13 protein-coding genes and 1 pseudogene are annotated in these 9,852 nt (G+C 66.4%); 8 read left to right on the forward strand and 6 right to left on the reverse strand.

What is annotated here, in order from left to right:
- Window positions 1-440 precede the first annotated feature (440 nt).
- A pseudogene (locus WA965_RS18790) lies at window positions 441-539 on the forward strand (HhH-GPD-type base excision DNA repair protein); the annotation flags it as partial.
- Window positions 540-596: 57 nt separating this feature from the next.
- On the opposite strand, the gene WA965_RS18795 reads toward WA965_RS18790, so the two are convergent.
- Window positions 597-1,430, reverse strand: a complete 834-nt coding sequence (locus WA965_RS18795) for a sulfite exporter TauE/SafE family protein (protein WP_526300032.1) — start codon at window positions 1,428-1,430, stop codon at window positions 597-599.
- 170 nt (window positions 1,431-1,600) lie between these two features.
- On the opposite strand from WA965_RS18795, the gene WA965_RS18800 reads away from it, so the two are divergent.
- Window positions 1,601-2,206: an HhH-GPD-type base excision DNA repair protein gene (locus WA965_RS18800; protein ID WP_526300030.1), complete on the forward strand. Its 606-nt coding sequence runs from the start codon at window positions 1,601-1,603 to the stop codon at window positions 2,204-2,206.
- A gap of 7 nt (window positions 2,207-2,213) precedes the next feature.
- Here WA965_RS18800 and WA965_RS18805 read toward each other — a convergent pair whose 3' ends face one another.
- Window positions 2,214-2,609 carry a recombinase family protein gene (locus WA965_RS18805; protein WP_526300028.1) on the reverse strand — a complete coding sequence of 132 codons (396 nt, stop codon included), beginning with the start codon at window positions 2,607-2,609 and terminating at the stop codon, window positions 2,214-2,216.
- 89 nt (window positions 2,610-2,698) lie between these two features.
- Here WA965_RS18805 and WA965_RS18810 point away from each other — a divergent pair, with 89 nt between their 5' ends.
- The 3 genes from WA965_RS18810 (at window position 2,699) to WA965_RS18820 (ending at window position 4,359) form a co-directional block, all read left to right on the forward strand.
- A complete protein-coding gene (locus WA965_RS18810; protein WP_178358006.1) occupies window positions 2,699-2,845 on the forward strand; it encodes a DUF1059 domain-containing protein in 147 nt (48 codons plus the stop codon).
- A gap of 270 nt (window positions 2,846-3,115) precedes the next feature.
- Entirely contained in the window at window positions 3,116-3,358 is a 243-nt protein-coding gene (locus tag WA965_RS18815) for a hypothetical protein (RefSeq protein ID WP_526300026.1), read from the forward strand.
- A 35-nt stretch (window positions 3,359-3,393) separates the two neighbouring features.
- A complete protein-coding gene (locus WA965_RS18820; protein WP_526300024.1) occupies window positions 3,394-4,359 on the forward strand; it encodes a DDE-type integrase/transposase/recombinase in 966 nt (321 codons plus the stop codon).
- A gap of 30 nt (window positions 4,360-4,389) precedes the next feature.
- Here the strand turns inward: WA965_RS18820 and WA965_RS18825 are convergent, their stop codons facing one another.
- Window positions 4,390-5,382, reverse strand: coding sequence for an SDR family NAD(P)-dependent oxidoreductase (locus WA965_RS18825; protein WP_526294382.1), 993 nt, complete (start codon window positions 5,380-5,382; stop codon window positions 4,390-4,392).
- Between the two features lie 76 nt (window positions 5,383-5,458).
- On the opposite strand from WA965_RS18825, the gene WA965_RS18830 reads away from it, so the two are divergent.
- Window positions 5,459-6,379 carry a helix-turn-helix transcriptional regulator gene (locus tag WA965_RS18830; RefSeq protein ID WP_526294381.1) on the forward strand — a complete coding sequence of 307 codons (921 nt, stop codon included), beginning with the start codon at window positions 5,459-5,461 and terminating at the stop codon, window positions 6,377-6,379.
- Between the two features lie 48 nt (window positions 6,380-6,427).
- On the opposite strand, the gene WA965_RS18835 is transcribed toward WA965_RS18830, so the two are convergent.
- The 3 genes from WA965_RS18835 to WA965_RS18845 are packed head-to-tail and all read right to left on the reverse strand — an operon-like array spanning window position 6,428 to window position 8,481.
- Window positions 6,428-7,339, reverse strand: coding sequence for a 1,4-dihydroxy-2-naphthoyl-CoA synthase (locus WA965_RS18835; RefSeq protein ID WP_526294380.1), 912 nt, complete (start codon window positions 7,337-7,339; stop codon window positions 6,428-6,430).
- A 4-nt stretch (window positions 7,340-7,343) separates the two neighbouring features.
- Window positions 7,344-7,784, reverse strand: coding sequence for a nitroreductase family deazaflavin-dependent oxidoreductase (locus tag WA965_RS18840; protein ID WP_526294379.1), 441 nt, complete (start codon window positions 7,782-7,784; stop codon window positions 7,344-7,346).
- Between the two features lie 16 nt (window positions 7,785-7,800).
- Window positions 7,801-8,481: an HAD family hydrolase gene (locus WA965_RS18845; protein WP_526294393.1), complete on the reverse strand. Its 681-nt coding sequence runs from the start codon at window positions 8,479-8,481 to the stop codon at window positions 7,801-7,803.
- Window positions 8,482-8,553: 72 nt separating this feature from the next.
- On the opposite strand from WA965_RS18845, the gene WA965_RS18850 reads away from it, so the two are divergent.
- Both WA965_RS18850 and WA965_RS18855 read left to right on the forward strand, forming a co-directional pair.
- Window positions 8,554-9,285 carry a glycosyltransferase family 2 protein gene (locus WA965_RS18850; protein ID WP_526294378.1) on the forward strand — a complete coding sequence of 244 codons (732 nt, stop codon included), beginning with the start codon at window positions 8,554-8,556 and terminating at the stop codon, window positions 9,283-9,285.
- On the forward strand, window positions 9,282-9,852 hold a 571-nt coding region (locus WA965_RS18855), incomplete at its 3' end, for an acyl-CoA dehydrogenase family protein (protein ID WP_526447917.1). The genes WA965_RS18850 and WA965_RS18855, both read left to right, overlap by 4 nt.

Consider the following 9,852-nt stretch of genomic DNA (forward strand, 5'->3'; position numbering starts at 1 on the left):
GCGGTCGATTCGGTAACCCGCGGTGGTCACGACAGTGGCGACGCCACAGCCGCCGGGGAGGCCATCTCGACTCGGAGCGGCTCATTGGTAGCGGTGTCATATCCAGTCGGGTGAAAAACCTGCAATAACACGACCATACGGACGTCGATTGTTTGCTAGATTTGCGCGATGGTGGAGAAGCGCACGTACGTGCTCGTCTCCTGGTTGCGAAACCGAGCCCAATGCCAGTGCGGATACCAAGGGAAGCCGAGGATCTTCCGGGGTATGGCGGTGATCGACGCGATCGACCACTGCCAGGAGTTCGGGCACACGCCGGTGGGGGCGGTGCTCAAACAGCGGATCACCAACCCCTGATCGACCGCCTGCTCGATGACCGCAGTGGCCTCGAGTCTCAGGTGTTCCGTCGGTCGACAGCATCCCGGCCGTCATAAACTGGCCGGGTGCCTACCTTGCAGCTGGCCCAGGAACCTGCGGCCGACGCCCTGCTGGATGCCAACCCGTTCGCGCTCCTGGTCGGAATGCTCCTCGATCAGCAAGTGCAGATACGTTTGCAACTTCGGAGCTCACTAAGGTTCGTACCAGCGTCGGGCTGCGAGCTACCCGTGCAACACCATGGACATGAGAACCACAGTCAGGTAGGCCAGAAAGAGCCAGAATTGAGTAGTTTCCTTCATTCGGTGCGAGATTCGGACACCAAGCGGTGAACCCAGAAGTGCGCCTGCTGTCATTCCGGCGAACGCCGGCAGATAGAGGTACCCGATCGCGGCGGCGGGTAGTGCGGCGGCGCCTAGGCCTCCGAGCACGTAGCCGGCGCCTGCGCCGATCCCGATCACCGCGGACAATGCGGCCGCGATAGCAGATGCAGTTTGTATACGGTAGCCAGCGGCTTGCAGGTACGGCACTGTGATGATGGCCGCGCCGGCGCCGAGCAGCGCACCAGTCAAGCCGGTTGTGACCCCAGATGTCAGACGACTAACGCGGGAAGGCATGACGGGGGCGCAGTCCGACTGGTTGCTCGCCTCCACAGTCTTCGACTTTCGGTAATGGCGGTGCAACGCGCGCACGAGCATGTATGCGACGAATCCTATGAAGAACACCCGAAGGATTGGGCCCGGCAAATGGCCGCCCGTGAACGCGCCTATTGCGGTTCCGAGCACCACCGCGGGCAGCAGGTGCCAGAACAGTGACCAGTTCAAGTCTCCGTGTCGACTACGCAAGAAGGTCGTATACAGCGCTGTAAAGAACATCACCACAAGGGATGTCCCTATTGCCAGGTGCATCACGTGTTCGGTCACAACGCCCTGGAGCGGCAACGCCACTGCTAGCGCAGGAACGATGGTCAAGCCACCCCCGAGCCCGAACATTCCGGAAACCAGGCCGGCGACGATACCTGCGACCAGGTACACCCCGTAGATCGTGATGCCGGTCATCTACGGTCACCCAATGTGAAGTCACGTGCCATCGCCGGCTGGGAAATCACGTGTTGCCCGAGCATCCGGCTATCGTCTCCCAACGCGCCGCCCCGCTCCGCGACAAATGGCTCGATTCGAATCACCGGTCAACCATCGGAGCGTGAGCGGTAGCCCGATAGGCTTTATCTATGACTGGGACGCTCTGCCTGGCGCTTGATCCGGAAGCCGACGCATTACTGGATGCAAATCCGTTCGCACTATTGACGGGGATGCTTCTCGATCAGCAGATCGCGATGGAGGTGGCCTTCGGCGGCCCGAAGAAGATCGACGACCGCATCGGCGGTTTCGACGCCCGGGTGATCGCGGACTACAACCCCGACGAATTCGCGGCCCTGTGCTCGCAAACGCCTGCGATACACCGGTTTCCGGGTTCGATGGCCAAGCGGGTGCAGGCGCTCGCCCAGGTGATCGTCGACGAGTACGGCGGTGACGCCGCAGCACTGTGGACCGCAGGCGACCCCGACGGGCCGGAGGTGCTGCGCAGGCTCAAGGCGCTACCGGGCTTCGGCGAACAGAAAGCCAAGATCTTCCTCGCGCTGCTGGGCAAGCAGTACCGGGTCACGCCAAAGGGCTGGCGGGCTGCTGCGGGCGACTACGGCAAGGCGGGGACGCACATGTCGGTCGCCGACGTGAAGGACGCCGGCTCGCTGCAGAAAGTGCGGTCGTACAAGAAGGAAGCGAAGGCCAAGAACAAGGAGGCCAAGGACAAGGAGGCCAAGGCCGCCAAGGCCTGAACCTCGATCACGTGCGGTGCGTGGACCCGGTGTGCTGGACCGCGTCGAGGGCGGCCAATTCGCCGAGGACTCTCGCCACCACCCGGCCGGTCGCGGTGGCGGTGTCGAGGCCGTTGTTCACACAGTGCAGCGTGATACCGCGGGCGCTGAGGTCGGCGACGGTCTGGGCGACCTCAGCGGCCGTGCGCCCCAGCTTGTCGAGCGCCACCACCACGACGACGTCGCCCGCGCGGGCATAGCTGCGCAACGCCACCAGCCCCGCCCGCATCTTGTCCACCGATCCCGACGTCTGATCGGTGAAGATCCGCTTCGGATCCACGCCCGCGGCGGCCAGCTCGGCGAGTTGCTCGTCGAGCGTGTGGTCGTTTCCTCCGGTCGTGGCGTAACCCAACGTGACCGTCACTCATCGAAGGTCTCACGTGGCGCACGTCGGGCCGGCGAGACTCGCCGTCAGCCGTCGAACCCATCGCGTGGCTGTGTCATTGTGAACAGATGAAGACTCACCTGAACTGCCCCTGCGGCGAAGCCATCACCGGCGAGAACGAGGACGATCTGGTGGAGAAGGCCCAGGCGCACCTGTCGGAGATCCACCCCGGCCGCGACTACGACCGCGACGCCATCCTCTTCATGGCCTACTGATCACCGCGGAATAGCACTCCGGCCCTCTTTGCCAGGCTCGTTGTGAGTCAGTTCGAGTTATTGCGAAGGGGTTGGGTTGTGTCGATTACTGCAGGGTTCAGTATCGCCGAGATTCGTGAGTTCGTTGTCGAGTATCAGCGGGTGCCTCATGGGCGTAAGGGGCCGTGGCTTGCTGCTCAGGGGGTGTCAGGCGGTCAGTTCAGACGGTGGCAGGCCGCAGTGTTTAGTGGTGATCTCGACCGCGGCTTGATTCCGCGAGAAGGTGGTGAGATGACAGTTCCCCCGGCGTTGCGCAACGCGTTGGCCAAGGTTGATGCGGCCAGGCAGGCCCGCGATGAGGCCGAATTGGCTCGTCTGCGCGCACGAGTCGGTGAGCTCGAGGCGACCAACGAGGTGTTGGGAAAAGCTATCGGGCTCTTGCACGAGAGGAACGCGCAAGAGCCCGACGAAGCCCCGCCGACGAACGATCCCGACGATTCCTCGACCTCGAGAACGAACTCGTCACCGGGCTGAGCGCGGCGATCGGTTCCCAACGTCAGGCGCTGGTGATGATCGACCTGTCACGTTCGACGTGGCATTACCGGTCCCACCCGCGCCTGCCGGTCAGCGATCCGCTGCCGCAGAAGGATCGGGCGTACCCGTCGCGCATCAGTGAGGCCGACCGCGCGGCGATCCGCGACGAGATCCTCGCCGGCTGGCTGGCAGGCACCTCGGTTGACCACTCGTTCGCCTCGACCTGGGACGCTGGGGTGATGTTGGCCTCGCGGCGCTCCTGGTGGCGGATAGCGGCCGCGATCGAAGACCAAAGTGCGCGCCCGGTCACCCCGACCCGCTCGACGAACAAGGCACCCCGTCCGGCGCCGGTACTCAAAGCGACCGGGCCACAACAGATCTGGAGTTGGGACATCACCGACCTGCGCAGCCCGTGGCGCGGTGTGGCGTTCAAGGCGTACTCGGTCCTCGACATCTACTCCCGCAAAATCGTGGGCTGGCGAGTCGAGGAACGTGAGTGTGACGACCTCGCCGTGGAGATGTTCGAAGCCTCGTTCGGCGAGCACGGCCTGCCCGCGGTCGTGCACGCCGACTCCGGACCGGCCATGCGCTCGACGGTCCTCAAAGACCTGCTTGTCGATCTGGAGATCGGCCAAACCCACAACCGGCCGCGGGTCAGCAACGACAACCCGTTCTCCGAATCGGAGTTCCGCACGATGAAGTACCGACCGAACTATCCCGGTGTCTTCGATGATCTCGACAGCGCCCGCACCTGGGTAGGCGCCTACGTGAACTGGTACAACCAGCACCACCGCCACAGCGGCGTCGAACTGTTCACCCCCGACGCGGTCCACAACGGCACATGGGCACAGCACTGGGAGCGACGAGACATCGCTCTACAGGCCTACTACGAAGACCACCCCGAACGGTTCCGCAACCGTCCACGAACCAAGAGCCCCAGCCCCGTGGTCGGCATCAACCTTCCCGCCGAAAACGACCCCGACCGACTCCACGCAGCTTGACAACGCCCGTGGAATACAGTTTCGCCGCGGTCAGGCGAGCAGCTTCTCGCTCAGCTCCCACAGCCGCTCCGCCGACTCCGCGTCCACGGCGTAGCCGGTGACCCCGGGCGTGGTCTGGAGCGGGCCGCCCCCCATGTCGACGGTGACGGGTGTGGCGTCCGCCTCCAGCGGCGAGACGTCGTTGTCGGCGAGGTAGACGCCGCCGATGTCGGCCAGCTGCGGGTTGGTGGCGGCGAACACCTGTGTCGCGGCGCCCTGCTGTGGGGTCTTCATGTCCCGCTCCGGGTCGATGATCGGCTGATCGTTGTCGTCGACAAGCCCCATCGCGCGCCAGTCGTCGAGGCTGAACGACGGACCGAGGTTGGTCGTGACGATGCCGCCCGGATGCAGCGAGTAGCCGCGGATACCGTCGCCGGCCCAACGCCGGTCGAGCTCCACGGCGAACAGCACGTTTGCGGTCTTGGACTGGCCGTATGCCGTCATGCCGTCGTACTCGGTGTCGAAATGCGGGTCATCCCAACGGATGTCCGACAGATGGTGACCCCAGGACGACACCTCCACGACGCGGGCGCCGCCGGCCGCGCGCAGCGCCGGTAGCAGCCCGTTGGTCAGCTGGAAGTGGCCGAGGTGATTGGTCGCGAATTGCGCCTCGTAGCCGCGGGCATCCCGGACCAGATCGCCGCCCATGATGCCGGCGTTGTTGATCAGGAGGTGCAGCGGGCTTCCGGCGTCGCGGTAGCGCGCCGCGAACCGTTCGACGGAGGCGGGATCGATCAGGTCCAGCTGTTCCACGCGGACGCGGGGGATGCCGGACACCGCGGACTTCGCCGACTCGGGATTACGGCTGGCGACCACGACGTTGGCACCGGCGTTGGCCAAAGCCCGGGTGGTCTCGAGTCCGAGGCCGACGTGGCCGGCGGTGACGATCGCGGTGCGGCCGGTCAGGTCGATCCCGGCCAGGACGTCGTCGGCGGTGGAGGCGGCGGTGAAGCCGGATCCGATGGGATGTTGTTTCTGTGTCATGAGACCACTGTGCTCGGGAAGGTGCGTACTTTGAATGGTTGTAAGTTCGGATTTCTTGCGCGATAGTACGAACGTGATGCGTGATCAGCTGTCCGACGTCTTCGACCTCATCGAGGTGCGGGGGATGGTGTCGGGCGGGTTCGCGGTACGCGGCGACTGGTTCTGCACCTTCGACATCGACGACCCGCTCAAGATGATCGCGGTGGTCTGCGGCAATCTCCGGCTCACCGCCGACGGCGTCGGGCCGATCGATCTCGGGCCCGGCGACGTCGCAATCCTCAACCACTGCACCCGGATGGTGCTCGAAGGGGGTCCGGGTCCGGGCCCCGCGGCCAAGCTCGACATCGAGGCGTCCGAGGAGGCTTTCGTGCGGATCGACGGCGCCGACTGCGGAGCCGCCGATGTGGTCATCGGCGGTCACATCAACGTCAACCCGATCGGCGAGGCTCTGCTGACGCAGGCCCTGCCGCGTGTCGGGCACGTGCGAGCGACGGCGGACGAGGCCACGAACTTGCACGCGATCCTCAACCGGGTGCTCGACGAAGTGACCGGCAATCGTGTCGGCTCGGCATTCGCCATCCAGCAGCAGGGCCAGCTGTTGCTGCTGGAATTGTTGCGCGCGTACCTGGCGCAGGCCGATGCGCTGCCGCCGGGATGGCTGCGCCTGCTGACCGACGAGCGGCTACGGCCCGCGGTGACGTGCATGCACGACGAGCCCGGAAAGCCTTGGCGGCTGGAAGAACTCGCGCACGCCGCGGCGATGTCACGCACCTCGTTCGCCGAGCGCTTCCGCGAGGTGTCGGGCGTGCCACCGTTGACGTACCTGAGCACGTGGCGGATGCAGTTGGCGCAGCACGCCCTGCGTGACAGCGAAACCCGCGTCGGACCGTTGGCGTTCCGGTTGGGCTACACCTCGGAGAGCGCGTTCAGCAACGCGTTCAAGCGCGAGGTCGGGATGTCGCCGCTGCGCTACCGCACCAGCCTCCAGAACGCCTGATTTCGGCGTAGTTGGTCATGCTGAGGTTGACCAACTACGCCCGAATCACTAGAAGTAGCGCGGGAAGGGTGTCCAGTCGGGGTCGCGCTTCTCCAGGAACGCATCCCGACCCTCGACCGCCTCATCGGTCATGTACGCCAGTCGCGTCGCCTCGCCGGCGAACAGCTGCTGGCCCACCAGGCCGTCGTCGGGCAGGTTGAAGGCGTACTTCAACATCCTGATCGCCTGCGGCGACTTGCCGTTGATCTCCGAAGCCCATTGCAGCGCAACGTTTTCCAACTCGGCATGGTCGGCGACCTCGTTGACCGCCCCCATCGCGTGCATCTGTTCGGCGGTGTAGGTGCGGCCCAGGAAGAAGATCTCGCGGGCGAACTTCTGGCCGGTCTGCGTCGCCAGGTAGGCGCTGCCGAAGCCGCCGTCGAACGAACCGACATCGGCGTCGGTCTGCTTGAACCGGGCGTGCTCGCGGCTGGCGAGGGTCAGGTCGCACACCACGTGCAACGAGTGCCCGCCACCGGCGGCCCAGCCGTTGACCAGGCAGATGACGGGCTTGGGCATGAACCGGATCAGTCTTTGCACCTCGAGGATGTGCAGCCGGCCGGCCCTCGCCGGGTCCACCGTCTCCGCGGTGTCGCCGGCGGCGTACTGGTAGCCGCTGCGGCCGCGGATGCGCTGGTCGCCGCCCGAGCAGAACGCCCATCCGCCGTCCTTCGGCGACGGACCGTTGCCGGTCAGCAGCACCACACCGACATCGGAGGACATCCGGGCGTGGTCGAGTACGCGGTAGAGCTCGTCGACGGTGTGCGGCCGGAACGCGTTGCGCACCTCCGGCCGGTCGAACGCGACGCGCACCGTCGGCTGGCTTACGTGGCGGTGGTAGGTGATGTCGGTCAGGTCCTCGAAGCCGGCGACCGGCTCCCAGAGGCCGGCGTCGAACGGGTTGCTCGCGGGGTCGGTCACGGGGTCACACGCTATCGAAGCGGAACACCGAGCAGCGGCCGGCCAGCGCCTCGAACTCGTCGGGGTCGGGGCCGGTCACCAGACCCGCGTTCTTCATGAAGCTCACACCCGTCGGTACGAGAACGGGGAACTGTCGAAGCAGCGGGCGGGCCTGCCCGGCGGTCAACTCCACCATCCTGATCGGTTCGCGCACCCTGCCGCGGACCAGGACGGCATCGGGATTCGCCTGCGCATTGCGCACCCAGTCCGCGCCCGGGAACCCGCCGACGACATAGCGCTGTCCGTCCACCTCGAACGGGGTGATCGGCGTCGACCGCGGCTGACCCGAGTTCCGGCCGGTCACCGTCAACACCAGCGGACCGTCTTTCATCAGGCCGGTCTTCATCACGGCCATCAGGACCTTGTTCATCGGTTTGAGCCACCACGGCGGCGTCGGATCGGCCATGTGGTCCAGTGTGCCGTCACACACCGTGCGCACGAAGCGCCGCGATCAGACCGTCTGCGCGTTCGACGGTCGGCAGCGGATCGACGAGGGCAAAGCCACAGCCCACCGTGCGGGCACCCCCGTCGGCCTCGTCGCTGTCGCCGACCATCAGCGCGTGTTCGCCGGCGACCCCCAGGCGGTCCAGCGTGGTCTGGAAGATCGCCGGATCCGGCTTCACGGCACCCACTTCGTAGGAGAGCACGAACTCGTCGACATCGCCGGCGATGCCGATGCGCTCGAACGCGGGCCGGACGTCGAAGGCGATGTTGGACACGACCGCGGTCTTGAGGCCGCGCTGCCTCAGCTCTGTGAACACGTCCACGGTGTCCGGGTACGGCATCCAGCTCGCCGGGTCGATCACGCGGGAGTACAGCGATTCCGCGTGATGGCGGGCCAGCCCGGATTCACGCAGTACATGCAGGTAGGCCTCGCGGTGCAGGTGCGGCGCGAGGTCCCGGTTGACCCACGCGTGCAGCGCCTCCGGAGTCATGTGGACCGACCTGCCGGTGGGCGCGGTGAGCCGTCGCATCAGCTCGGCCTGCACGTGACCGTCGACCTCGCGGTCCCCATCCGGATCGAGTTCGCGGTCCAGTTGCATGCCGGCGAACCAGCTGTCGTCTTCCTCGAGGCGGAACAGCGTGCCGGAGAAATCGAACATCACAGCCTGGAATTCGGTCACCTCATCATCGTGCCAGGTGTGAAATGCCCGCTAAACGGCTAAATAGGCCCCATGACGTCGTCCGGTTCGGGTCCGCTGCACACCGTCGTAGTGGTTCCGGCGCACAACGAGGCGGCCCACCTACCGGATTGCCTGCGGGCGCTCACCACAGCCGGGCTCTGCCTTCCCGACCCGGTGTCGATCGTGGTGGTGCTCGACTCCTGCGACGACGGCAGCGAAGACCTGGCCGGTCGGTTCGGCCCCGACGTGCACTTCATCTCCGTCGAGGCCGCCAACGTCGGCGCCGTTCGTGCTGCGGGATTCGAGTATGCGAAGTCGTTGTGCGGCCAGACCGCGTCCGAGGACATCTGGTACGCCACCACCGACGCCGACAGTGTCGTCGACGCCGACTGGCTGGTGCGCATGGTCGGTCGTGACGACGCGGACATGGTGCTCGGCGTGGTCCGGGTGTCGAACTGGCGGAACTTCTCGCAAGCGGTGATCCGCGACTACCTGCGCAGGTATCGGTCCACCGGACCGGGCCACAACCATGTGCACGGCGCGAACATGGGTTTTCGCGCCGATGCGTACTGGCATGTAGGTGGGTTCCGCGCGCTGGCCACCGGCGAGGACGTCGAGCTCGTCGAACGCTTCGAGGCTGCCGGCCTGACGATTCATCGGGACCGCGCCCTGTCGGTGGCGACGTCGGCTCGTGGTGAGGCGCGAGCCCCCGGCGGCTTCGCTCAGCATCTGAAGAGCCTGGCGCGGTCGGCCCAGAAGCCGAAGGCCGGTGCGGGGACGTGACCGCCGCGATGGTGGGCACCTGGCTCGCTGCCGGCGCGCTCGACCTTCCGCTGCCCGGCCGTGGTGACACCGCGCTGCGCTTCAACCGATTGGCGGCACTCACCGAGACCGACGTCGTGGGCGGGCGGTTGGCCGAAGCCCACGCCGACGCTGTGGCGATCCTGGCCGAGTTGGATGGCCCGGCCCCGACAGCCGGTCAGCTGTGGGGGGTGTGGGCGGCGGAATCGCGGGACGCGGTCCTGTGTGCCGACGACGACAACGGACGTGTCCTGCTCGACGGTACGAAGGTGTGGTGCTCCGGAGCGGGTCTGTGTACGCATGCGCTGGTCACGGCGCGGCTGGCTTCAGGGCAGCGGGGGCTGTTCGCCGTCTCCCTCGACGAGCACGGTGTCCACCCGCTACCCAGCAGCTGGCGCAACGCCGGCATGGCCGAATCTGACACCCGCTCAGTACAGTTCACGGCCACCCCTGCCGTCGCGGTCGGGCTGCCGGGCGAGTACCTCACCCGGCCCGGCTTCTGGCACGGCGCCGCCGGGGTGGCCGCCTGCTGGCTGGGCGGGGCACGCG

Source organism: Mycobacterium sp., assembly GCF_049683935.1.
GTDB lineage: Bacteria > Actinomycetota > Actinomycetes > Mycobacteriales > Mycobacteriaceae > Mycobacterium.